The organism is Rummeliibacillus sp. TYF-LIM-RU47, from assembly GCF_008638315.1.
Lineage (GTDB): Bacteria > Bacillota > Bacilli > Bacillales_A > Planococcaceae > Rummeliibacillus > Rummeliibacillus stabekisii.
In genome coordinates this window covers 720732-745913 of record NZ_VVIR01000001.1, presented here as the reverse complement: position 1 = coordinate 745913, position 25182 = coordinate 720732, and the positions used below count along the sequence as shown (strand labels likewise).

23 protein-coding genes are annotated in these 25182 nt (G+C 37.2%); 7 read left to right on the top strand and 16 right to left on the bottom strand.

Going from position 1 to position 25182, the window contains the following annotated elements:
* Positions 1–14 precede the first annotated feature (14 nt).
* Entirely contained in the window at positions 15–1070 is a 1056-nt protein-coding gene (locus F0527_RS03615; RefSeq protein WP_150283840.1) for a CAP domain-containing protein, read from the bottom strand.
* A 142-nt stretch (positions 1071–1212) separates the two neighbouring features.
* Between F0527_RS03615 and F0527_RS03610 the strand changes: the two genes are divergently transcribed.
* Complete coding sequence (locus F0527_RS03610; protein ID WP_066785125.1) at positions 1213–1566, top strand: YugN family protein; 354 nt, start codon at positions 1213–1215, stop codon at positions 1564–1566.
* A 122-nt stretch (positions 1567–1688) separates the two neighbouring features.
* The gene (ytvI, locus tag F0527_RS03605; protein WP_150283839.1) at positions 1689–2771 is read left to right on the top strand and encodes a sporulation integral membrane protein YtvI; all 1083 of its coding nucleotides are present in this window, start codon (positions 1689–1691) and stop codon (positions 2769–2771) included.
* A gap of 52 nt (positions 2772–2823) precedes the next feature.
* Here the strand turns inward: ytvI and F0527_RS03600 are convergent, their stop codons facing one another.
* From F0527_RS03600 to coxB, 6 genes are all read right to left on the bottom strand, one after another.
* Positions 2824–3288: a DUF420 domain-containing protein gene (locus F0527_RS03600; protein WP_150283838.1), complete on the bottom strand. Its 465-nt coding sequence runs from the start codon at positions 3286–3288 to the stop codon at positions 2824–2826.
* Between the two features lie 32 nt (positions 3289–3320).
* Positions 3321–4238, bottom strand: a complete 918-nt coding sequence (gene ctaG / locus F0527_RS03595) for a cytochrome c oxidase assembly factor CtaG (protein ID WP_150283837.1) — start codon at positions 4236–4238, stop codon at positions 3321–3323.
* Between the two features lie 154 nt (positions 4239–4392).
* Positions 4393–4725, bottom strand: coding sequence for a cytochrome C oxidase subunit IV family protein (locus F0527_RS03590; RefSeq protein ID WP_066785118.1), 333 nt, complete (start codon positions 4723–4725; stop codon positions 4393–4395).
* Complete coding sequence (locus F0527_RS03585; RefSeq protein ID WP_066785116.1) at positions 4725–5351, bottom strand: cytochrome (ubi)quinol oxidase subunit III; 627 nt, start codon at positions 5349–5351, stop codon at positions 4725–4727. Before F0527_RS03585 ends, F0527_RS03590 begins: the two co-directional genes overlap by 1 nt.
* On the bottom strand, positions 5351–7222 hold the full coding sequence (gene ctaD, locus F0527_RS03580; protein ID WP_150283836.1) for a cytochrome c oxidase subunit I: 1872 nt from the start codon (positions 7220–7222) through the stop codon (positions 5351–5353). Before ctaD ends, F0527_RS03585 begins: the two co-directional genes overlap by 1 nt.
* A gap of 48 nt (positions 7223–7270) precedes the next feature.
* Positions 7271–8356: a cytochrome c oxidase subunit II gene (gene coxB, locus F0527_RS03575; RefSeq protein WP_066785111.1), complete on the bottom strand. Its 1086-nt coding sequence runs from the start codon at positions 8354–8356 to the stop codon at positions 7271–7273.
* A gap of 952 nt (positions 8357–9308) precedes the next feature.
* Between coxB and F0527_RS03570 the strand changes: the two genes are divergently transcribed.
* On the top strand, positions 9309–10226 hold the full coding sequence (locus F0527_RS03570; RefSeq protein WP_147194319.1) for a COX15/CtaA family protein: 918 nt from the start codon (positions 9309–9311) through the stop codon (positions 10224–10226).
* 133 nt (positions 10227–10359) lie between these two features.
* Here F0527_RS03570 and pyc read toward each other — a convergent pair whose 3' ends face one another.
* From pyc to F0527_RS03555, 3 genes are all read right to left on the bottom strand, one after another.
* Positions 10360–13794, bottom strand: a complete 3435-nt coding sequence (pyc, locus tag F0527_RS03565) for a pyruvate carboxylase (protein ID WP_150283835.1) — start codon at positions 13792–13794, stop codon at positions 10360–10362.
* A 219-nt stretch (positions 13795–14013) separates the two neighbouring features.
* On the bottom strand, positions 14014–15195 hold the full coding sequence (locus F0527_RS03560) for an FtsW/RodA/SpoVE family cell cycle protein (RefSeq protein ID WP_066785101.1): 1182 nt from the start codon (positions 15193–15195) through the stop codon (positions 14014–14016).
* Between the two features lie 57 nt (positions 15196–15252).
* Complete coding sequence (locus F0527_RS03555; RefSeq protein ID WP_066785098.1) at positions 15253–15534, bottom strand: Fpa/YlaN family protein; 282 nt, start codon at positions 15532–15534, stop codon at positions 15253–15255.
* Between the two features lie 175 nt (positions 15535–15709).
* On the opposite strand from F0527_RS03555, the gene F0527_RS03550 reads away from it, so the two are divergent.
* Together F0527_RS03550 and F0527_RS03545 are read left to right on the top strand one after the other, a co-directional pair.
* The gene (locus F0527_RS03550; RefSeq protein ID WP_150283834.1) at positions 15710–16210 is read left to right on the top strand and encodes a peptidyl-prolyl cis-trans isomerase; all 501 of its coding nucleotides are present in this window, start codon (positions 15710–15712) and stop codon (positions 16208–16210) included.
* A gap of 11 nt (positions 16211–16221) precedes the next feature.
* On the top strand, positions 16222–16425 hold the full coding sequence (locus F0527_RS03545) for a YlaI family protein (RefSeq protein ID WP_066785092.1): 204 nt from the start codon (positions 16222–16224) through the stop codon (positions 16423–16425).
* A 300-nt stretch (positions 16426–16725) separates the two neighbouring features.
* Here the strand turns inward: F0527_RS03545 and F0527_RS03540 are convergent, their stop codons facing one another.
* Both F0527_RS03540 and typA read right to left on the bottom strand, forming a co-directional pair.
* Complete coding sequence (locus tag F0527_RS03540) at positions 16726–17130, bottom strand: YlaH-like family protein (protein WP_150283833.1); 405 nt, start codon at positions 17128–17130, stop codon at positions 16726–16728.
* 23 nt (positions 17131–17153) lie between these two features.
* Positions 17154–18995 carry a translational GTPase TypA gene (gene typA, locus F0527_RS03535; protein WP_066785087.1) on the bottom strand — a complete coding sequence of 614 codons (1842 nt, stop codon included), beginning with the start codon at positions 18993–18995 and terminating at the stop codon, positions 17154–17156.
* Positions 18996–19162: 167 nt separating this feature from the next.
* Here typA and F0527_RS03530 point away from each other — a divergent pair, with 167 nt between their 5' ends.
* The gene (locus F0527_RS03530; RefSeq protein WP_066785085.1) at positions 19163–19345 is read left to right on the top strand and encodes a DUF5325 family protein; all 183 of its coding nucleotides are present in this window, start codon (positions 19163–19165) and stop codon (positions 19343–19345) included.
* A 148-nt stretch (positions 19346–19493) separates the two neighbouring features.
* Here F0527_RS03530 and F0527_RS03525 read toward each other — a convergent pair whose 3' ends face one another.
* Both F0527_RS03525 and F0527_RS03520 read right to left on the bottom strand, forming a co-directional pair.
* Complete coding sequence (locus tag F0527_RS03525) at positions 19494–20285, bottom strand: inositol monophosphatase family protein (protein WP_150283832.1); 792 nt, start codon at positions 20283–20285, stop codon at positions 19494–19496.
* A gap of 114 nt (positions 20286–20399) precedes the next feature.
* Positions 20400–20597: a hypothetical protein gene (locus F0527_RS03520; RefSeq protein WP_066785078.1), complete on the bottom strand. Its 198-nt coding sequence runs from the start codon at positions 20595–20597 to the stop codon at positions 20400–20402.
* A gap of 141 nt (positions 20598–20738) precedes the next feature.
* Here F0527_RS03520 and F0527_RS03515 point away from each other — a divergent pair, with 141 nt between their 5' ends.
* On the top strand, positions 20739–21374 hold the full coding sequence (locus tag F0527_RS03515) for a YktB family protein (RefSeq protein WP_150283831.1): 636 nt from the start codon (positions 20739–20741) through the stop codon (positions 21372–21374).
* Between the two features lie 84 nt (positions 21375–21458).
* On the opposite strand, the gene F0527_RS03510 is transcribed toward F0527_RS03515, so the two are convergent.
* Both F0527_RS03510 and F0527_RS03505 read right to left on the bottom strand, forming a co-directional pair.
* On the bottom strand, positions 21459–21743 hold the full coding sequence (locus F0527_RS03510; RefSeq protein WP_150283830.1) for a UPF0223 family protein: 285 nt from the start codon (positions 21741–21743) through the stop codon (positions 21459–21461).
* Between the two features lie 228 nt (positions 21744–21971).
* Positions 21972–25127 carry an efflux RND transporter permease subunit gene (locus F0527_RS03505; RefSeq protein ID WP_150283829.1) on the bottom strand — a complete coding sequence of 1052 codons (3156 nt, stop codon included), beginning with the start codon at positions 25125–25127 and terminating at the stop codon, positions 21972–21974.
* Positions 25128–25182: the final 55 nt, after the last annotated feature.

The window sequence follows — 25182 nt, the reverse complement described above, 5'->3', positions numbered from 1 at the left end:
TGCAGTAAGTTAGTTTACTGAACCCTTTCAATAAATACCTGTGTAAAATGTTTATCAAAGACACCCGTGCCTATCTCATTAAATTGTTCATTTAATAATGTATCACGATGCTTTTCGGAATTTAGCAATCCATTGACGGCTTCCGGTGCATCTAAATAATCCTCTGTCACATTCTCGCCCGCAGACTCAAACTGAATGTCGGCATTTTTCAAACGATCTTTAAATGCATCATTTTTTTGTTCTTCTTGCGAAATTTTATTTTTAGCAAGCTTTTCGCTATGCTCCATTGCAAGTTGGTTCAAATCATCTTTCGATGATAATGTCTCTAAACCTTTTTGATTTCTATATACATTCGTCAACTCAAACAATTGTAGTTGATTTTCTCGATCTATTTCCTGTTGTTTAAACGAGGAAGGAACAGAAGGTGTTATCATATCTCCCATATAAGTCATGTCGTATGGGTGTTGTTTAACTAATGTTTCTCCATCAATAAAACGAACAGCCTCTAACGATTTATCTATTTTGTCGAAGTATAATTGGACATATAAACCTTCATACATGACTAAAATGCGCGTTTGTAAATCCTCTTCGTTTAATACAAATGTGTAGATATTATCATTAATCTTTACCGTCACTTCTGAATCTGTGATTGTATTGCGATAAAGTTCATCAATTCCCTGGCCTATTTTAAAAGGCAGGGCCTCAGCTTCCTTACCGGCAATATATAGTTGCTTCACTTTTCCATGCTCTACGCCAGCTAAAACATAATTCGCATCAGATAGCGGATACACCCACCAATCAAAATCGTAACCAGAAGGACTCTTGCGTGTTGGTTCTCCTAGTGTCTTCTGTAACTCTTTGGTTGATTGGCCGACTAATGTGGATAAACCACTGGTTGGCCGTTCAACCGTATTTTGATTAAGATTGCTGGGCGCTTTATTTTGCGGAATTACCTTTCCATTCGAATTTGGTGCTTTTAAAGGCTCATTTTCTTTGACTGGTTGATTTAAGTAAAAAAATACAATTAGTAGTACTGCTAATATAATTAAAACTCTCCATAATACTTTCAAGTTAACCTCTCCAATTTGTTGTTATACTTATTATACCTATACCTTCGACTGATTAACAATGTTGCCATTGCAACAAACGTTATTTTGCTCTATTATAAAATGGAACCTATATTGTACGAAAGAGTCGAAGGAGGATTTTGCAATGTATTTTGAAAATACGGGACTTGAAAACAAAAGCGCACATATTACTTTACTTGATGATTTAATGGAGAAACACGGATTAATCCGTGCTACAGGCTGGGACTATGAACGTATCACTTGGGATCGTAAATTCGTAGTCACTGAAGGCACTTATTATCTACGAGTGTTTGGTATTTCAAAAGAAGGTGACAATGGATCTAACGATTCTATTATCACACTTTCTAAACCAGTTCTAGGCAAGCACTATTTCCCACATGGCGTAGAATATGGAGACAATGAGATTTACCCTGCACAAGTGGTAAAAACTTGTCAACAAGAATTAGCAGCATTAGCAAATGAGTTAGAGCAATTTTAATATTTTCATACTTTTATAGACATATCACTAATTGATATGTCTATTTTATTTGTCCTATCGAGCGGCTGTAGATTCTTAATTGCATAATTTGGAGAAAACTTCACACACTATGTCAAATAGTTATGGGTGATGATAAGATGATACAACCGATTCAACAATTTTTTATAAAGTACTGGCCTTTGATCCTCATTGTTATAGTCGCAGTTTTCTCCTTTTTATATGCACGCCCCATCCTCTTAGCTTTTTTAACTGCACTATTATTAAATCCCCTTGTAATGAAAGTTGAAAAATATTGGAGGAAAAGCAGACGCTTTATCGTATTCATCTTTTTTATTATTTTCAGTATATGTATCCTTATTTGCTGTTATTTGCTCTACACGGTTATTCTCATAAAAATCAATGAACTCTCCATATGGGTGCCCCATTTAATAGCTACGCTAAATGAGAACTGGATTATGTTGCAATCCAAAATCTCAACAATGACTCATGATCTACCACGCCCTATTATCTTATCCATTCAGTCTTGGATTGGAGACATGTTAATTAGCTTGCAAGAATTAGCAACTAACTATGTTGAGGCTGATCGTATGCTCAACCTATTTCAGCATATCCCCTCTCAAATCTTCAAGCTATTTATTTATTTTTTAGCTCTTTACTATCTAATGCTTGAATATCCCAAAATCATCGCTTCATTTCGAAAGTGGACTCGTCTTGAACATAGCACCTTTATTGCCCTTTTCTACCAACATTTTAAAAAAGGGGCTTTTGATTTTGTGAAAGCTCAACTGATTGTAAGTTCAGCCATTTTCTTTGTTACTCTCTGTGTTTTACTATTCATTATACCTAAGTACGCATTGTTCATGGCACTCCTAGTATGGTTTGTCGATTTGTTGCCTCTTTTAGGTGGTATGATGGTACTTCTGCCATGGGCTGTTTTTAATCTGTTAAACGGTGATACCTTGACTGGCACTATTCTACTTATATTAGCGATTGTCGTCATTGCGTTAAGACAGATACTCGAAACAAAAGTAACAAGCAGTCATCTTGGGCTACCTCCGCTTACAACGCTGATTTGTATGTATGTTGGTTTTGAGATTTTCGGTGTTATCGGTTTCTTTATCGGACCCATTTTTGCAATTCTAATTGTTGTAGTGAAACAATTCAGGCAAAGCTGGATATTTATTAATGAAAAACAAAAAGGCTAACTTCTTCGCAGAAAGTAGCCTTTTTGTTCATGCTTATAGTTTGTCCATAGGTTTAGTGATTATTTAATATCGCTTTAATAACAGAAGTTGTAGGACCCCCACTAAAGAAAACATAGAGCAGTAGGTATACAGCGACACCAGTAATTGCTACGAAAAACCAAATAATACTAGTTATTGGAGCGATTTTTCGATGACGCTCTAATTTATTCGTAAACCCAGCAATTAGCGTAACAATCCCGAACACTGCTCCCACAGTTGCTAATGTAATGTGGAAAACAAGGAATATTGTATAATAAATTTTTAAATGCTCCGGTCCACCAAAAGCTGTATTTCCAATAAACACTGTTCTTGATACATATATCAGGAAGAACAATAGAGCAGAAATGGCGGCAGCAATCATAGTTTTTTTGTGCGCTTCAATTTTTCTTTGTTTAATTAAAACCCAACCGATCGCAATAAGTATTGCACTTAATACAATAAAAGAGGTACTAATTGTCGGTAACAGAGGCAAACTCATACTTCTTCTCCTCACAAATAATATTATTTAGTTTAAAATTGATTTCCATAAAGTCGTTGTCTTTCTTTTAATGCATCTTGAGTAATTTGATCCGCATTTTCTTGCTCATCTCTATACCAAGTAATAAATACGCGACCTAACACCACTGCAAAAATAATTTCTTGAATTATTTTCATAAGTACCCCGCCTAATTGTTGATCTTCTAGGGATGATATGCTTGTAAACAATTCAGGACCGGACAATGTTAGACCTTGTAAAGTAGAGGCCGGGACACAAAGCGCCATCGCTTTCATCCACATAGCACCATCTGTATATGTTGCATAGAAAGGCGTGTTAGAAAAAATAATCAATGCGCATGCTGGTGTTATTAAAACGGCATTTGCAATAATATAAAACAACTTATTCAAATTCTTCATTTTAGGCTCATCCTCTACTGTATTAAGCAAAGGCCAATACATAAACAAAGCAGAGAGGAAAAGAATAAATGTATAAAGCGAATGTAATGTTTCATGTAGCTTAATATAGTCGAAGAGAATCGGTAAATGATACACGGAAAACATTAATACAAAAAAGATAATAGCAAAAATTGGTTTAGTCATGAAGTGAAATATTGGTTTAATATAAGGTAAATTGATTACCGTTTTCCATAACCAATTTGGAATACCCATGATAATAAATATAGGGATTAAAAGCAGCAATAAAGCCATTTGCACCATATGCATAGTAAACATAATGTGCGACATTAAATCTATTGGAGAGCCAATGACGGTATAGACTAATAACATGGCAATAAGGAATGATATAGCTTCACCCTTTTTTAAAGGTAGACTATTTTTAAAATCCTTTCTCCACTTCACTGTTATCAAAAAGTAAAGAATGGTTAGGAATACTAATACAATTATTAGGCCCGGACTCCACATTGCTCGGAAACCGAAAATACTTAGAGGCATTAATCTTCGCTCCTTTTTATTCACTACCTACATTATATAGTCGTTCAGATGAAACTACAATGAACGATTCATGACATTTCCACTAAGAGTACTGTATCTTATTTTACTTTAGTGCAAAAAAAGAACCAAGCTAAAGAGCTTGGTTCTTTCTTAATTACCACCAAATTATTGTTACAAAAGCTAGAATCATTGTAAATGCAACGATCATGCCAGAATACATAAAGAACTGCATAATGCCTGTTCCCTTTTCGCTTAAGTGCATAAAGTAATACAGTTGAAGTGCAACTTGAACTCCTGCAAACAATAAGATCAAAGGGACTACTAGGAATGCTGAGAATCCAGCTTGAACAGTGGCGAAAGCGACAAATGTCAAGAATATCATAATCGCAAAAACAGTTACTTGGTTACGCATCGCTTGGCTAGCTTTGCGGCGATTGTATTTATACTCTTCCTCGCTTCGTGCTTCTACATGGACATCATGTGACATTATTTAATCACTCCCATCAAGTAAACTACTGTGAAGATGAATACCCAAACAACATCAATAAAGTGCCAATACAATGAAGCAATAAAATACTTAGGTGCATTGTAAAGGTTTAAACCACGTCCTGCATTACGAACCATTAACAAAACAATCCAAGCTAAACCAATCACAACGTGCAATCCATGAGTTCCAACTAATGTATAGAAAGAAGATCCAAATGCACTTTGTGAGAAAGTAAATCCTTCATGCACATAGTGAGTGAACTCGTAAATTTCTAGGCCTAAGAAGCCAAGGCCAAGCAATACAGTGATCGCCAACCAAGCTTGCATACCTTTAAAATTGTAGTTCTTCATATGATACATTGCATAAACACTTGTTAATGAAGATGTTAAAAGCAACATCGTCATGATAAATGCAAGAGGTAATTCAAATAAATTTTGAGTAGTGAATTCCATTCCACTTGGCCCTTTGTTTTTAAGTGCCAAGAATGTTGCAAACAAAGTAGCAAATAACACTGTTTCTCCACCAAGGAAGATCCAGAAGCCCACTACCTTATTTTTACCTTCTGCAGTAGAAAGTTCTGGATGTTCAGGCCAAGATTGTGGGGTGAATTTAGATTTTAAATTCATTATTCATTACCCCCTTTGTCATTCAATAAATCTTCTTTGTGAATATGATATCCAAGATCATCTTTAAGAGAACGTACAATCATCGCACCTAATGTGATAGCTAATCCAACAATCAACGCTACAAGTGACCAAGGTTTATCTGCATCTTGATTATAAAGAGCACCGAAACCAGCTACGAATAGACCGATTACCATTACGAATGGAATGAAAGAATTGTTTGGCATATGGATATCTGAAATTGGTTCAGCATATGACATACCTTCTTTGTTTCCTTCCATTTTTTCAATCCAGAAAGTATCTAGCCCACGTACAAGTGGTGTTTGTTTAAAGTTATAAAAAGGTATTGGTTGTGGGATAGCCCATTCAAGCGTACGTCCGTCGCCCCAAGGGTCGCGTCCACAAGGTTGCCCTTTAATTGATGTAATAATTACATTTATAACTAATAGGATAACCCCAATTGCCATGAAGAATGCACCGACAGTTGAAATTAAGTTAAATGTATCTAATCCTTGATTTGGAAGGTATGTGAATACACGACGAGGCATACCCATTAAACCTAAGAAATGTTGGATGAAGAATGTTAGATGGAAACCAATAAAGAAGAACACAAACGTAATCTTTCCTAATGTTTCATTTAACATTCTATTAAACATAATCGGCCAGTAGAAATGAGTAGCAGCCAATAATGCTAGGACAATCCCACCAACGATTACATAGTGGAAGTGAGCTACGATAAAGTAAGAATCATGCAATTGGTAATCGACAGGAGCTGCAGCTTGCATTACCCCAGTCACACCACCAGCAACAAACGATGGAATGAAACCAAGTGCATAAAGCATAGGAGTGGTTACTCTGATTGAACCGCCCCACATTGTACATAGCCAGTTGAACACTTTCATACCAGTCGGTACTGCGATAGCCATAGTTGCAATAGCAAAGATAGCATTAGCAGTAGCACCAAGACCTACAGTGAACATGTGGTGAGCCCAAACCATGAAGCCTAGGAAACCGATTAAAATTGTTGCAAATACCATTGATGAATAACCGAATAGGCGTTTACGTGCGAATACAGGAATAATCTCTGAATAAATACCAAACGCAGGAAGTACTAAGATATATACTTCTGGGTGTCCAAAGATCCAGAATAAATGTTCCCAAATAATTGTATTACCACCCATTGTATGGTCAAAGAAGTTCGAACCAAACATACGGTCGAAGATCAAGAAGAATAGACCAATTGTTAATGGTGGGAATGCGAATAAGATTAATGCGCTGGCAATGAATGTTGTCCATGTCATTAAAGGCATACGCATAAATGTCATACCTGGTGCGCGCATATTTACAATTGTTACGATAAAGTTGATCCCTGATATTAACGTACCAGCACCGGCGATTTGCAAACCGACTGCATAGAAGTCAATACCATGACCAGCAGATGCTAATGATAATGATGCGTATGAAGTCCAACCAGCATCAGGAGCTCCGCCTAAGAACCAAGAAAGATTTAAGAAAATACCACCCCAGAAAAATAACCAGAAGCCTAGTGAGTTTAGGAATGGAAACGCTACGTCACGTGCACCAATTTGTAGTGGTACAACAGCGTTCATGAATGCAAATAACAACGGCATGGCAGCAAGGAAAATCATTGTTGTCCCGTGCATTGTTATAATTTCATTAAAGAGACCCGCACTTACAAAATCATTATCTGGTTTTGCAAGTTGGATACGAATGAGCATTGCTTCGATACCGCCGATGACGAAGAAAAGTGTACCGGCAAGTAGGTAAAGAATGGCGATTTTTTTATGGTCAACTGTTGTTAAATAGTCCCATATAGTTGCGCCAAAGCCCTTTTTCTTTGCAGTTGAGCTCACAACCTTAACCTCCTTCAAAATAATTCAATTAAATTTTTACATTAAGTATTATTTTTCTACAGATAAGCCCATTAAATATGCAGCCAATGCATCTAGCTCTTGATCTGAGAATTTCTTGCCATTATTAATTTTTTCAGGTTGAGGCATTGTATTGCCCGGTTTTACAGATTGTGGATCGTTAATCCACTTTTTAATTTCTTTTTTATTATGGTCAAGCACACCTGCAACGCGGTTACGGTCACCAAATGTTGCTAAGTTAGGTGCAATTCCTGTACCTTTACCATCGCCAGATACAGCATGGCAAGTAATACAGCTTGTTTTAAAGATATCTTCACCTTGTTTTTCCAAGTCGCCTGAAGCTACATGGTTTTTAGATGCTTTCATTTCAGAAACCCAGTTATTAAAGTCTGCTTTGCTCAATGTTTTTACTTTAAAGTCCATTAATGCATGGGAAGGACCGCAAAGCTCAGCACATTTACCGTAGAAGACGCCTGTTTCAAGATCTTTTGATTCTTTGTCAAATTCTAAGTAAAATTTGTTGATGTTTTCAACGTTTGTATCCATTTTACCACCGATAGTCGGGATCCAGAATGAATGTTTTACGTCTCCTGATTTAAGGTTAAAGTAAACTTTTTCACCTGTAGGAACAACTAATTCTTGTGAAGTAACGATTCCTTCGTTTGGATACTCAAATTGCCACCAATATAATTTTGCAGTAACATTTACAGTTACAGCTTTTGCTTTACCATCAGCGTCTTTTGCATCCATAGCTTTCGTATCAGCAAATTTGTAAGTAAGTGCAACTGTTGGAACAGCTAAGATTAGAAGTAAAATGATTGGAATTACTGTCCAAAGCACTTCTAAAGTAGTACTACCTTCTACTTGCTTAGGAATAACATTTTCTCCAACTTTTTTGCGTCGGAATTTGACGATTGCAAGTACATAGATTACTACTACTACCAAAATAACAAGCGTCATGATAGCCGTTGCTAAAAGCAGTAAGTTGTGTTGTTCTCTACCAACTTCACCAGCGGGTGTTAAAGTTGATAAATAGTTTTTGCCACAACCCGAAAGGAAAACAATAAGTGCTGTTAGCAATGCAAATAGACGCCACTTTTTAAGCCCTTTCATCATAGCTTAATTAAACCCCTCTTTCTTTGTTGTATTTCATGTGTAACCAGGACTGTGGTTGTTTTATATGAATTCTTTAAAAAGAAAGAACTCCGTAGTTATAAAGGCTTTGAATATATTCAATGGAACTTTTGCCACTGCCATATAGTCTAATGAGTAAATAAACTCTTTATTCGCCCAAGAGAAATCGTTTCTCAGCCTAAAAAACTTCAATGCAAGTACAAACTAACTTGATCGTAGTATTAAATAAAATCAAACTAGTTTGGACGGTAAAACGGAAACGGATATAAGAGCTATGCCTACACTGGTAAAATCAATCAATCATCTTTGCAATTACAAAGAAAAGAAAGAGGTCACCAAGCTAAAAGGATGCAAATATACATCTACAAAAAATATCTACTACTTCATAATCATCCAACGGCAGTCCAGCCAAAATTTCAGTACGTCCTTGAAATATCAGCTGTAATTTGCTCCCACGCCTTCGCTTTAGACCACATTGAATATAAAACGACAGTTATAATCCTGCTAGTCTCCACACGCCGGCAGCATTCTATGCCTAAATAACAAAACTTCGCTCCAAAAAGAAAATAAGTTTAAATGCCTGTTTAGACATAGTTCGCCTAATAGACATTTTACCCTTCCATTCAATTTGATAAGCACATTCCGTTAAACATACTATAACCAAAAAATGCGATTATTTCTAGACGAAAAGCAAAATTTCGTGTCGACGCGCTGGAATAATTGGTAACCATAACACAACATATCTATAGTAAATCATTTTAACCACTAATAATGTGAAGGATGTGAAACGAATTTATGAACATTTTGTGAAATAAATAGACCGATAGATTACCAATTTTTTTTACAAGTTGTTTTTTGGTAATATTTTCGATATTATCGAGATTGAAAGTATCACACGTTACGTGATTACTATAGATAAAGTAGGTGTCAAAATATGCAACAAAGTAAATACATGAAGTGGTTTGCTGTTGCTGCAACAATTGGAATGGCGCTCATATTACTGGGCGGAGCTTTGGTCACCAAAACTGACAGTGGAATGGGTTGCGGCAGAAACTGGCCTGATTGCAACGGTTCCTTAATACCAACACATATTACTCCAGAAATTTTAATTGAATTTTCTCATCGTGTTGTGACAGGTTCGGTATCTATCTTAATCTTTATATTATCTTTTTGGTCTTGGCGAAAACTTGGACATGTAAGGGAAGTTAAATTCCTTTCTTTTCTTGCGCTCTTCTTTTTGATCGCGCAAGCATTAATTGGTGCAGCCCAAGTGCTATGGGGACAAGGAGATTTTATTTTAGCTCTGCATTTTGGTATTTCTCTCATTTCTTTTGCAGCTGTTTTCTTACTCACATTAATTATTTTTGAAGTAGACCAGAAATTTAATGCAAACAACGTTCACATTGGCGGCGTATTAAAATGGAACACGATCGGCGTTACTATATATTCCTATCTTGTTGTATATACTGGAGCCCTTGTTCGCCATACAAATTCTAGTTTAATCTGTCCTGATTGGCCATTATGTCGTAATGACCAAATGGTTCTACCAGGTAACTTTTATGAATGGGTGCAAATGGGCCACCGTTTAGCAGCAGGCTTAATTTTTATTTGGGTTCTTATTATTGCTATACATGTTATCAAGCATTATAAAAAACAGCCGGTGCTTTACTGGAGTTGGATTATCGCACTTATAATTGTCTGTTGCCAAGTCATTGCCGGCATGGGCGTTGTATTAACTAGGCTAAATATCGTTGTTGCGCTTTTACATACGTTATTTATTTCTTTATTATTCGGCTTACTATGCTACATGATAATGCTGATATCCAGAAGCAGCCACCAGGCTAAAAAATAAAATTTCGTTATTGCAAAAGCATTAAACACAAAATGAAAAGAAGAGGCGTTCTGTTAAACTTAACAGGATAGCCTCTTCTTTTTTCTTCTCAGTTTGACCTTAAAGCAATTGATTAATAAGATAACATTTCTGCTTAAGACTCAATTTCAATAAGCAAGTCTCCGGTTGAAATGGCGTCGCCTTCTTTAACGTGTACTTCTTTAATCACGCCATCTTTTGGCGCTTGAACAGTAGTCTCCATTTTCATCGCCTCAGTAATTAAAATATGCTCGCCCCGTTTTACTTGACTTCCTGGCGAAACAACTACCTTCAAGACAGTGCCAGGCATAGTTGCGCCAATTTGGTTAGCGTTAGATGGATTGGCTTTTGGCTTTCGCTCTCCAGCTACTTCGACTGTCATATCTTGAATCACAATTTCACGGGATTGTCCATTTAACTCAAAATAAAGCACACGCGTTCCGTCATGCTGGGGCTCCCCAATTGAGACTAACCTAACAATAAGGGTTTTTCCCTTTTCTATTTCCACTTCTATTTCTTCGCCTAATTTCATGCCGTATAAGAATGTTAATGTATCTAATACAGATACATTGCCAAACTTCGAAACAGTTTCCATATATTCTTCAAATACTTTCGGATACAACGCGGAAGCTAATACTTCATGACTGTTTATAGGGCGATTGTATTTGTTAAAGAGATCATCTCGTATTTGTGTGAAATCAATTGGAGCAAGCAACTTTCCAGGTCTATCAGTAATAGGCACTCGATCCTTTAACACAGCTTTTTGCAGCTCTTTCGGAAAACCACCATAAGGTTGGCCAATATAGCCCTCAAAGAATTCAATGACTGAATCCGGGAAATCGATAGCATGGCCTCTTTCAATGACTGATTTTTCATCTAAGCCGTTTTGCACCATGAATAATGCCATATCTCCTACCACTTTAGAAGATGGGGTAACTTTAACGATATCCCCAAACAATAAGTTCACGCGTGCATACATCTTTTTCACTTCTTCAAAACGGTCGCCAAGGCCTACTCCCTTCGCTTGTTGCTGGAGATTGCTGTACTGGCCCCCTGGCATTTCATGCACATAAATTTCAGAATGAGGACTAATCATGCCACTCTCAAAATCCTTATAATACTTTCTAACATCCTCCCAATAGGTTGAGAGTCTTTCTAATCCTTCGATATTAGCCCGTACATGCCGTTTATTGCCTTTCATTGCATAATACAAGCTGTTTGCACTTGGTTGTGATGTTAAGCCAGCCATAGCCCCTAAAGCTGTATCTATAATGTCTACACCTGCTTCAGCTGCTTTGGCATATAAATAAATGCCATTCCCGCTTGTATCATGTGTATGCAAATGTATAGGCAACTCGGTTGATTCTTTCAATTCAGAAATTAGTCGATAGGCTGCCTCTGGTTTTAAAAGACCAGCCATATCCTTTATCGCTAATATATGAGCACCAGCCGCCTCCAATTCCTTCGCCATATCTTTATAGTACTGTACTGTATACTTCGCTCTAGAGTCATCTAAAATGTCTCCTGTATAACAAATGGCCGCTTCGGCGACTTTTCCCGCATCTCTAGCTGCATCAATGGCCACTTCCATTCCCTTAATCCAGTTAAGGCTATCAAAAATACGGAATACGTCGATACCTGCTTGAGCAGACTTTTGGATAAATTCTTTAATTAAATTGTCTGGATAGTTTTTGTAACCTACTGCATTAGCTCCTCGCATTAGCATTTGGAATAATACGTTTGGTATTTTTTCACGTAGTGTGATTAATCGCTCCCATGGATCTTCTTTTAAGAATCGGTATGCTACATCGAAGGTTGCCCCTCCCCACATTTCCAGTGAGAAGAAATTGTCCATGATTCTGGAGGTCTCCTCTGCAATTTCATACATATCATATGAACGCACACGTGTAGCAAGAAGCGATTGGTGGGCGTCTCTCATCGTTGTATCTGTCAATAACAGATCATCTTGCTCGCGAATCCACTTTACTAATCCGTCAGCGCCTCTCTCATCTAAGATTTGCTTAGTACCGCCTGGTATAACAATTTTGCGGTCAATTGGCGGCTTGTGTGCTTTTGTAAAAAGAGGCTTTGATTTTTTCTCAATGCCTGGGAACCCATTTACCGTCACATTGCCAATGTAGCTAAGTAATTTAGTACCGCGGTCTCTTGCAAGCTTGAATAAAAATAATTCCGGCGTCGTATCAATAAAGCTCGTATCAAATGCTCCATTAATAAAATTAGGATGCTTAACGACATTTTCTAAAAACGGGATATTTGTTTTGATACCACGAATACGAAACTCTTGTAGATTTCGATCCATTTTAGCTGCAGCTTCTTTAAATGTATTTCCCCAAGTGGATACTTTTACTAATAAAGAGTCATAGTGTGGTGATATGACAGCTCCTTGGAAGCCATTCCCTGCATCTAGTCTTACACCGAACCCACCGCTTGAACGATATACCATTAACTTTCCTGTGTCAGGCATAAAGTTGTTTTGTGGATCCTCTGTTGTTACCCTTGATTGTATCGCAAAGCCAAAGAGCGGTATTTTAGATTGATTTGGTATATTAATCTCGCTACCATGCAAATCATAGCCATTGGCAATGTTAATTTGTGCATGGACAATATCAATTCCTGTCACCATTTCCGTAATTGTATGCTCAACTTGAATACGTGGATTGACTTCAATGAAATAAAACGCATCTTCTGCGACTAAAAATTCCACCGTACCCGCATTAACATAATCTACATTTTTCATTAGTTTGACTGCCGCTTCACAAATTCTTTCTCGTAAGCTTTGTGAGATCGAATTAGACGGAGCAATTTCTACTACTTTTTGATGGCGTCGTTGGATTGAACAGTCGCGTTCGTATAAGTGAACAATATTCCCCTGTTCATCACCTAATATTTGAACTTCAATATGTTTTGGTCGTAGTATACATTTTTCAACGTACACTTCATCAGAACCAAAAGCTGCCTTTGCTTCTGATTTCGCCCGATTATAAGCTTCTTGTGCTTCTTCTGCTTTATGTACAACGCGCATGCCTCGTCCACCGCCGCCAAGAGCCGCTTTAATCATAATAGGATAGCCATATTCATCTGCAAATGCCCTGACCTCTTCAATGGTTTCGACCGGACCGTTAGAACCAGGAATGACTGGTATTCCTGCAGTAATCGCCTGTTCACGTGCTTTGACCTTATCTCCAAACATATCTAAGTGCTTGGACTTAGGGCCAATAAAGAGAATGCCTTCTTCTTCACAACGTTTTGCAAAGTCTAAATTTTCAGATAAAAAACCGTAGCCTGGGTGAATAGCATCTGCTCCCGACTCCTTGGCAATCGTTAAAATCCCCTCGATATCTAAATATGCATCGATCGGTTTCTTGCCGCTTCCTACAAGATAAGCTTCGTCAGCCTTATAACGATGGAATGACCCGCTGTCTTCTCTTGAATAAATAGCAACTGTTTTAATGTTCATTTCTGTGCAAGCTCTAAAAACTCGAATGGCAATTTCACCACGATTAGCAACTAAAATTTTACTAATTGGCATAGTAAATCCTCCTTAAAGTATAATAGCTAGTCAAAAATAAAAACAGAAATATATAATAAAAATTTGATGTGTTTTCAGGAATAAAATACAAGAATTTCTCATTTGTAGTGACCTGACAAACCTCCTAATAAATAAATTGAGGCTTATCATCACTCGAGAGATTCATAGCTACATATTCTTTACACATCAAATTAATATCCCAAAATTGAGAAGAAACTTTTATTCTAATCTTTCATTGTTATATTGTTCTCTTTTAACCATCATAGAAACATTGGCTAATATCCCCATAGCTAAAGATAACAAAATTACTGAGGTACCGCCATAACTTATAAATGGAAGCGGTACACCTGTTAGTGGAATGATACCACTCAGTCCACCAACATTGACAAATGTTTGAATGCCAATCCAACTACCGACTCCAGCAGCGATCATTCGAGCTAATGGATCTTTTGCTTTGATGGCAATACGCATGGATCGATAGACAATAAAACCTAAGCCAAACAGGACAACTGCGATCCCGAAAGTCCCCAGCTCCTCTGAAATAATCGCTAGGATAAAGTCAGTCTGCGGCTCTGGGAGGTAGCCCATTTTTTGAACAGACTGGCCTAAACCAAGCCCCTTCACTCCGCCTGAGCCAATAGCATAATATCCATTTACCATTTGATACCCAAAGGCATCTGCGTCCTTAAAAGGATCTAGATATGCTTTTAAACGACCCATTCTACGTTCTGTAAAAAATGAATCTTTGAAAATAAACAAAAGTAAAAATACAGCGAGCATACCACCTATTAGCGTGCCGATAATTTTTCCGAATGTCTTAAATTTCATGCCGCTTGCCGCCATTACGGAAAGGACAATAATCGTTAACAAGCCGATTGCCCCCATATCAGGTTCCAGAGCAATAAAGAATAATACAACCATAAATACACCAATAGGCGGAACGATTGATTCATTAATTATATCTATTTTACCTGTCTCGCGCTTTTTAGTGAAAAAGGCTGCAAAGTAAAGGATCATACCTAGCTTAGCCAATTCGGAGGGCTGTAAGTTAAAGAGACCAAGATTCAGCCAACTCTTTGCGCCAGAATTACCAGGGCTGTACCCTACAAAAAAGACTGCGATTAATAAAAATAACATGGCGCCGATAATAAATAGCATCATACTGCGGTCTTTATAGCGCTTGTATGGAATAATAAACCCTATTAAAAATGTAACCATTGCTAGTATAAGATTGACTAATTGTCTTTTATAGAAATAATCCGGTGCTTGTCCTAATGTATTGACAGCCCAAAACATACTGGAACTATAAATCATGACCAAACCGAACAAACATAGTAGTACAAAAGTAAAGAATAAAGGATAGTCAAAATACTTCGCATATTTTTTGAAATATGTTTTCATGTTATTACCTCTTCGTTTAGCAAAAAAACCCAAACAACGTTGTGTTTGAGTTTTCTTTTATTTCTCTGTGAATGCATCGTGCAAAGCAGATAATTCTTTCTCTAGTGAATCGAGAATCTCTCTGCCTTTATCACGTTCAAGCAATCCAAGTTTAACTGCAAAGTCAATTTCACGCGATAAACCAAACATTTGCGTGTCTAAAACTTCTTCATACAACGGACATTGAGGCATTGTCAAATGCTCCATTTGTACTCTTATTAATTTTGCTATTTTATCCGCATCGGCAATTAGGAGTTCCAATGCTTTCTCCTGATACGAATTTTGAGATTTTGTATCCATGAGGACGCCCCCATTACCTGATATTTCTTCAATTCTATCTTAATAAAGTTTATCTTTTATAAAAGGAAATTGCAAGTATCTATATAGTAAATTAAGAATCCCCATATAATTTCTTTCTATCTTGTTCTTAAAAGCGTTATACTAAAAAAGAGTTTTGATTAGAGGAGGAAGATTTATGGAATCCATCATCCAAGTAAAAGGTGAAGTTAATTTTCAGATCACATTAGATCCAACTGTATGGATTTTTGATGACCGCAAACTTGATTTAGACCAATATTTCACTGAAAAACACGTTGAAATAGATGCTGATGAAGAGTATATCGAAAAAGCCGGAAAGTTTTGGTCTCGCGAAATTATGGAAGGCGCTACTTTCCCGCCAACTTTAAAAACAGAACGGAAATTCGACCGACAAAAAATGATGTCAGGTACATTTGGCATCAAAATCGAACCATTTATTCAAAATGCTGAACCTAAAACAGGTGCAACGTCTATTATTTTTGGTACACAGAGCGGTGAACAGCATAGCTTCCCTATCGAAGAAGCCAAAACTTTCATTTTCCAATTTAGCCAAGAAGGAAAAATGTTATCACAGGATGGCCCTGTTTATTTATTATTTAATGATGGATCAAATCTTGAAAATCCTATTAAAGGAATCACATCATTAGAGGTGAAATAGGGGGGAACACAATGAGAGTTAAATGTGTGATTTGCGATGAATTTAGCGAAATCCCTGATTTTTCACCCCTTGCAAAGAAATTGCGAAATCGGCCAATTCATACGTTTATGTGTGAGACATGCCACGATCGCATATCTGAAAAAACGCATGAACGTTTAAAGACAGGCAAGTTCCGCTTTATTCGGCATACCAGCTTGCAGCAAGATAATTTCTAACTTCATAATAAAAGCTTTTTTAATAGTGTTGTTGCATCTCAGGCAACAACTAATGGGAACGTCTAATTTGTGGACGTTCCTTTCTTATTTCGCCCGTTATTAAAGTAATTTATATAAATGTAACCCTACCAATGTACTTGAAGTTATGACTAAATCATAGACTATTCTCCTTTACTATTACTTTTACTTATATTAAATAGTTCCCTTACTATATACCTTTTTCCTTCCCCTATTGTATTAATCTTCTCTTCAAAAGAACAATCCGTACATAAAAAAACGATGCCATAAAGGCATCGTTTTTTATGATGTAGCTTCTTTCTTTTTATCCCGGCGCAATCGCATTCTATAGACAATAAGAACGAGAGCCGCAACAATCAATCCTTCTACCATTGGTAGGAAGAAAGCTAGGAATGTAAGGATGATACATCCAACAAATAAAAATACGTAAATTACACCTGTTTGCCAAGGCTTTAGCCCTTCTCTGGCAAAGCCAAGATGGTATACAATCGCTGTTAGCACAAAGATAACAGCAAATAATATATAACCAGCTATAGTGAAATTAGGGGCACCCTCGTAAATATAGCGAGCAACGCCGGACAGGCGCTCAAATACAAAATCGTGTCCATCTGACGTTGCAGTTGTAGATGTAGCAGCCTGTATAAAATTCAGTTTTAATAATAAAGCTGACTTAAACAAGTCCAACATCCTCCTAACTGGCGAATAATAGCTTACTCAGCATTGCGTAGCTTTTTCGCTGCTTTTTCACGTTCATTTTTATTTAAAATCTGTTTACGAAGACGAATAGATTCTGGTGTAATTTCTAGATATTCATCGTCATCCAAGAATTCTAATGCTTCTTCAAGCGTTAAGATTCGAGGAGTTTTGATTACATTTGTTTGGTCTTTTGTTGCAGACCGCACGTTTGTTTTTTGTTTCATTTTTGTAATATTTACTGTGATGTCACTATCACGTGTATTTTGGCCAACGACCATGCCTTCATAGATTTCAGTACCTGGTTCAACGAATAAAATACCACGGTCTTCTACTTGCATCATACCATAAGTAGTTGCTTTACCTGTTTCCATTGATACAAGCGCACCATTACGGCGGCCACCAACACGACCTGAAGCTACTGGTTGGTATGAATCAAAAGTATGGTTGATAATACCAAAACCTTTTGTTAATGACATAAATTCAGTTGTATAACCAATCAAACCACGTGCTGGTACCATGAAGATCAGACGAACTTGTCCGTTGCCTTCATTGACCATATCTTGCATTTCACCTTTACGATCGCCTAATGATTCAATTATAGCACCTACTGAGTCTTCAGGCACGTCAATTTGAACACGTTCTACTGGTTCACATTTAACACCATCAATTTCACGAATAATAACCTTTGGCTTAGATACTTGCAGTTCATAACCTTCACGACGCATGTTTTCTACAAGAATAGATAAGTGAAGTTCACCACGTCCTGAAACAGTCCATGCATCAGGTGAATCTGTTGGTTCAACACGTAAAGAAACGTCAGTTTGCAATTGAGAATTTAAGCGTTCTTCAATTTTACGAGATGTGATCCATTTACCTTCACGTCCAGCAAATGGTGAATTGTTAACTAAGAACGTCATTTGCAATGTTGGTTCATCAATACGCATTGGAGGAAGCGGTTCTAAGTGGTCTTGAGGACACACTGTTTCACCTACATTGATTTCTTCCATACCGGATACAGCAATCAAATCACCAGAATAAGCTTCTTGGATTTCTTCACGTTTTAAACCGAAGAAACCAAACATTTTTGTTACACGGAAGTTTTTAACTGTGCCGTCCAGTTTTGCAAGTGATACTTGTTGACCAACATGGATAGTACCACGGAATACACGGCCAATACCGATACGTCCAACGAAGTCATTATAATCAAGCAATGCTACTTGGAATTGCAATGGTTCATCGCGAGTATCCTTTGGTGCTGGAATATGGCGAATGATTTCTTCAAATAAGCATTTCATGTTTTCTTCTTGTTTGCTTGGATCTGGATCAAGTGATGCAGTACCGTTAACACCAGAAGCAAATACTACTGGGAATTCAAGCTGATCTTCATCTGCTCCTAATTCGATCAAAAGATCAATTACTTCGTCCACAACTTCTTCAGGGCGTGCAGAATCTTTATCCACTTTGTTGACTACAACGATTGGCGTTAATTTTTGTTCTAACGCTTTTTTCAATACAAAACGTGTTTGAGGCATACAGCCTTCATATGCATCAACTACTAGTAATACTCCATCAACCATTTTAAGGATACGTTCAACTTCTCCACCGAAGTCAGCGTGTCCTGGTGTATCAAGGATGTTAATTTTAGTATTCTCGTAGTTTACTGCTGTATTTTTCGCTAAAATTGTAATCCCGCGTTCGCGTTCGATATCATTAGAGTCCATTGCACGTTCTTCCACATGCTCATTTGAACGGAATGTACCTGATTGTTTTAATAATTGGTCGACTAATGTAGTTTTACCATGGTCGACGTGGGCAATAATTGCTATATTTCTGAGATCTTCTCTTAATTTTGTCATTATTCCACTCCACATTCTTTTTTCGAGTCCATAACTGTGCTATTATAGCACAAAAAATTCATTTTGTCTTATTAGCTTTTCCTTTTTATTTTTTTGTGTGAAAGGCTTGCTTAACTCTGTATTTCGTTCGACAATAGACATATCAAGTTTTTCTTGGAGGTTTAAACATGAAAGCAAAAATTGTGATGGCTATCTTTGCTCTAGCGGGCATTTTAGCGATGTGCTCTATTGGGTATGCGATTGCTGCTGGAAGCACTTTCGGTGCAATCGGTGGAATTGTAGCTGTAGTCGTAGTATTTGGCTTAGCGTTCAAAACTAAACGCCAATTTCGTGATCAAGGGCTGTTATAATACTTAAACTTTCCCTAGAAGGTCTTCTTACCCAGCAATGTGTGGGAAGAAGAGACTGCAGAGTACCATCCCTTTTTCTATAGTAAAAGAAAAGAAGGATTGTCTGATAAAGTTGTTTAAAACCCAACTTCATTAGACAATCCTTTTCTTATTTTAATTCTATATAGTTTTCCACAATCTCTTTGTGGATGAAGGGATTGGCTATAATAAATGTATCCCGCTCCAGTAAATTTATCGGCTGGTTTTCTAAATTACTTGCAATAGCTCCTACTTCATTTGCGATCATAACACCACCTGCTATATCCCATGGCGATAAGCGCATTGAAAGATAAGCATCCATTCTTCCACTCGCAACAGAGACGATTTCTAAAGCTGCTGAACCATATGATCTTGTCCCTCTTACCTTATGTACAAGCTCAATCATGGGTTCATGCTTGATGCGTTTATTAGGCGTCGCCCATACAGCATTCAAACCAATAATCGCTTTGTCCAAAGAAATTTCCTCTAATGCTTTTAATGGCTGATCATTCATGTATGCACCTTGTCCCTCAATCGCATGATATAGGTGATCTCTCATGACATCATATATGTAGCCTAGCTTTCCAATTCCATCAACATAAATACCAACCGAAATGGCAAAATTCCGATGCTGACGTACGAAATTCATTGTTCCATCAATAGGATCGATAATCCATACAACTCCATCGAGTGATTGAATTTTCTCGCCCATCCCTTCTTCCCCAATAATTTTATGAGAAGTATTAAAGGCGCGAATTTTTTCGATGAAAAACAATTCAATTTCACGGTCTATATTTGTGACTAAATCATTTGCATCGGCTTTTGTCTCGATTGTCCACTTTTCAGAAAAGGATTGTCTGATTCGATCTCCGGCTTGAAGAATAATTGATTTCGCATACACATCTATCTTTGATAATTCCATAAATCCCCCACCCTACTTTTTAGAAACCTTTTGATTTTTTTATTATAACAAAAAAAACACCTGCTTCTCATATTGATTAGCAAGTGTCACTATGAAGTGAAAGCGGTTATTTCTTTAGGCGAATGCATGGAAAGCCTCCAGTTCCATATGAATTTCCGCTAATCTCGCCTTACTTTCTGACATTTGTTTTGCGTCATTTTTTTGGATGGCGTCATATAATGTAGCCAATTCATAATCAACTTCTAATTGAAGACCTTTAATGTATTGCTTCTCAAAATCCACTTTACGTATAATATGCACGACCTGTTTCATGATATCAGCTCCTTTGTACTTTTTATCAATTCACTCTTTTTATGCTAATGACTATAGCAAGATTGGTAAGTGCTTCTACAAGATTTTTTCCCATATTTCGAATAAAATAAACATAAATCTTTACAAAAGGAGAGGAAATAAGTGGCTGTAAAATGGACAACCGAAGATTTTGATGTTTTTACTATACCCGGCCTAGAGCAGCGTATGGAAGCTCTTACTGAGCATGTGCGTCCTAAATTTGAAGAGCTCGCAAAAACGTACACTACATACTTTACATCTAAGACAGGTATTGAATTTTATCCGCATATCGCAAGACACGCTAGAAGGAAAGTGAATCCTCCAATTGATAGCTGGGTTGCATTTGCGCCAAATAAACGAGGTTATAAAGCGTTGCCCCACTTTGAGATTGGGCTTTTTGAATCGCATGTTTTTATTATTCTTTGTGCTATCTATGAAGCGCCTACTAAAAAGGCGATTGCAGATAACTTATTAAACAATCTTGAAACTGTTAAGGCACTGCCCCATTCATTTTTTGTAACCGGAGATCATTTTGATCCTAAAGGAACCTCTCTTAACGAGGCGATTGAAGATGGAACGCTAGAAAAACTGCTTATTCGTTTAAAAGATGTTAAAAAAGGCGAGTTTTTGATTGGTTTGCAAATACCAAGAGAAGAAGCAATTCAACTTTCAGGAGAAGAATTTGAAGAGAAAACAGAAGAAACATTAGAAGAGCTTATGCCAATTTATAGGTTAATGGCATCCGCAGATTTATCCTAGGTATTAAAGAAGCAATCGATACACTGCAAATTGCAGAAGTTTTCGATTGCTTTTTTGTGCTTAAGTGCGTATTTATATTTGTGTCTAGCGACTTTTTTTCTCACCTTTGATGATTGTGCCATTTTCTTTTGTTTTTGTCTGCTTCACAATATCATAGCTAACATATCCGCTTTCTTCTTCAAACTCGCGGAAAATAGTTTTTTCTTCTGCCATTGATGGGACTATTTCTTTAAATCTACGGTATTTAGATAAAACCTCTTCTCTTTGTACACCTTTTTCATAAGCTTTCTCTACTGTTTGAAAAAAGGAAATGACGTCTACAATTTCGTTTGTTGACCATTCAATTGAAAATGGGTATGAATATTCCATGCTATTACCTGCCTAACTTTATATAGTGTGTTTTGTTCATTGTAAACGCTGAATAAAGAAAACTGCAACCGTTGTTGTTTATTAGCATATTCCCCGGGAAATGAAATTATTCATGCTTATTGTGTCGATGTGTACCCTGAATTCTTATCAAGACATTTATTAAAACAACATAAAAAAAGATTGCCTCAGGAAATCATATACTTTGATTTCCTGGGCAATCCATTCATGTTAGTCTACTTTATTCTCATGTGCCCGGTCTTTTTTCAGGATTCTAGAGAGTAATTCGTATACTAATGGAACAATTAATAGTGTTAAAATAGTCGAACTGATTAATCCACCGATCACCGTTACCCCAACGCCTTTTGAAATCAGGCCGCCGCCTTCTGCTCCGATAGCAAGAGGTATTAAAGCACCAATTGTTGCAATAGCTGTCATGAGGATTGGTCGCAAACGGGTTGCTCCTGCTTCAAGTATGGCTTCACGCATGCTTTTGCCCGCATGTTCCATATGAATGATCCTATCGACAAGCACTATGGCATTCGTCACCACTATACCAATCAGCATTAATAAACCAATAAGAGAAGATACACTAATGGTTTCACCAGAAATGTATAGAGCGACTAATGCACCGATCACTGTAAATGGTAATGAGAATAGGATAGCGAATGGCGCTAAACCTTCTCCGAACGTTACCACTAATGTAAAGTAAACGATAGCAATTGCTGCAACAATAGCTAAGCCTAATTGTCCGAAGGCTTCATTCATATCCTCTGCTACCCCACCAGTATCTACTTCTACACTATTCGGCAAATCAAGTTTCTTAATTTCTTTTTCTACCGCTGAAGATGCTTTTGTAACATCTTTGGATGTCACTGTTGCCGTTACATCCGCATAGACTTTACCTTTACTGCGGTTTATTTGATTAGAAGTCGTGCCTTCTTTCACATCAGCTACATCTGAAATTTTCACTTTTTTCCCTAATGGTGAATCAACAGTCTCATTTAAGACATCCTTGAACTCATCAGGAGATGCTGCTTCCTTATGAACATTCACATCAAGTTCTTTACCTTCTCTTGTAACTGTAGTCAATACTTCAGTTTGCGTATTTGGGTTGATCGCCATGGCGATTTGACCAGTTGTCAGACCCAATGCTTTCGCTTTATCTTGATCGATCACCAATGTTTTTTCTTCATAGTTTTCAGCAAGCGAAGACTTCGCATTTTTTAGATGATCTTGTTTTTTCATAATGTTCTTGATTTTATTTACTACTGGTTTAATATCTTCCACTGTATTGCCGTAAACAGAGTAAGAAATTTCATTGCTTGAACCTGTTGATGAAAAATCTTGGCTCTTCCATTTACCTTCATGGCCGATATTTTCTACTTCTTTAATTAACGATTCTTTTTTATCACCAAAGTTTTGCGTGTCTTTGTCATAAATAACATAGACAAGAGCACCATTGCTGTTACCTGGACTCATTGGATTTGCTCCGCCAACAGAAGATTGTACTGTGTCTACATTTTTCTTCTTCATAGCGACTTTTTCAATCTCTTCCACTTTCTCTAGAACTTGGTCACGTGTTTCACCAGGCTTCGGTGTGTATGTTAGGTATACCATTTTTTGTTCATCATCTGGAAGGAAACTAAAGCCTACTAAAGGCGCTAAGAATAAGCTCGCAACTAAAATCACGACTGAAAGAATAGAAGTAATCCATTTATGGTTTAATACCCATTCTAGAATTCGCTTATATCCATTCGCCAACTTGCCGTGCTCTTCTTTTTTCGTCTTTTTCTGACCATACAACTCTTTTTTAAACAATGAATGTGCCATGACAGGTACAATCGTTACGGCCACAATAAGAGATGCGATTAACGCAAACGCCATAGTTAATCCAAATGGCAAGAATAATTCTCCGACCATGCCGCCCACTAAACCCAACGGCAAGAATACTGCAATTGTTACGATTGTTGAAGACAAGATTGGTTTGAACATTTCCATTGTCGCTTCACGAATCAATGCTCGGCCATGCAGTTTTTCACCTTCAAGATAAATTCTGCGATAAATATTTTCAATTACAACAATCGAGTCATCAATAACACGCCCAATTGCAACAGTCATCGCGCCTAATGTCATCATATTGAGTGAAATATCCATCTGTTTCAAGACGCCTACTGCAATCAATAATGACATCGGGATAGAGATAACTGAGATAATAGTGGAACGAATATTACGTAGGAACAACATAATGATAATGACAGCGAAAATGGCCCCGAATAATGCTTTATCAAGCATTGTTTGGACTGATTCTTCAATTGGCTGTCCTTGGTCAAGTGTAACCTCAATATCCATTCCTTTGTTTTCTTTTTCAAACTTGTTAGAAGCTTTTTTTACATCATTTACTACATTGACTGTATTCGCTTCTTGCGATTTAACAACCTGAACAGCGATTGCATTTTGGCCATTTGTACGTGATACTGACTCAACTTCACCGATCACTTTAATTTTAGCTAATTCACCTAAATTTACGAATGGCTTCGCAGGAGGTGCTTGTTGCATGCCTTGGCCGCCTTGTGCAGCACTGGCTTGTGAAGCATCACCTTGTGCAGCATCTGCTGGTTGTTGAGCTTGAGATGAATTCCCCATTGATACAGGAATACTTAATTTTTTCAAATCTTTAATAGTTGTCATTTTACCATCAACAACTACAGATTGTTCTTCATCCTTAAATTGGAACATACCTAGCGGAACTTTTGTATCCATTGCTTTCACATATTGCTTAATTGAATCTTCTGTTAAGCCATATTGAGCTAATTTCTTTTGGTCATATGTAAGCTCGACCTTTTCCACTTGTTGCCCGGAAACTGATACTGAGGATACTCCGTCAATTCCTTCTAGTTTCGGTACAAAGTAATTTTCGGTGGTTTTTGTTAGGTCTGCGATTGACTGATCTTTATTAGCTACACTTAACGCTACGATGGGAAATGCATTAATATTAATGCGATCAACAGTAGGTTTTTGAGCTGTTTCTGGAAGTTCTACTTTCTCAATCGCTTCCTTGATATTACCCACAGCTTCTTTCATATCTGTTCCATACTTGAATTCAATTTGCAGACTGGAAGCATTTTGATAAGAGTTGGAGTAAACAGAAGAAACTCCCTTTAAATGATTGACTGCTTTTTCATAAGGAATAGATATGTCATCAGCTACTTGTTGCGGAGTGGCACCTGGATATACAGTTGTTACAGTAGCAACAGGCACTGAAATATCCGGTATTGTTTCTAGCTTCATCTTAAGCCCCGAATAAAGGCCTGCAGCTGCTACAATTATGGTCAATAGCCAAACTGCTAGTTTATTTTTCAGCACAAATTTAATAAGCGAATTCATTCATACACCGTCCTTTTTTGACTTACTGGTCACAATTCAATATAATAAATGACTA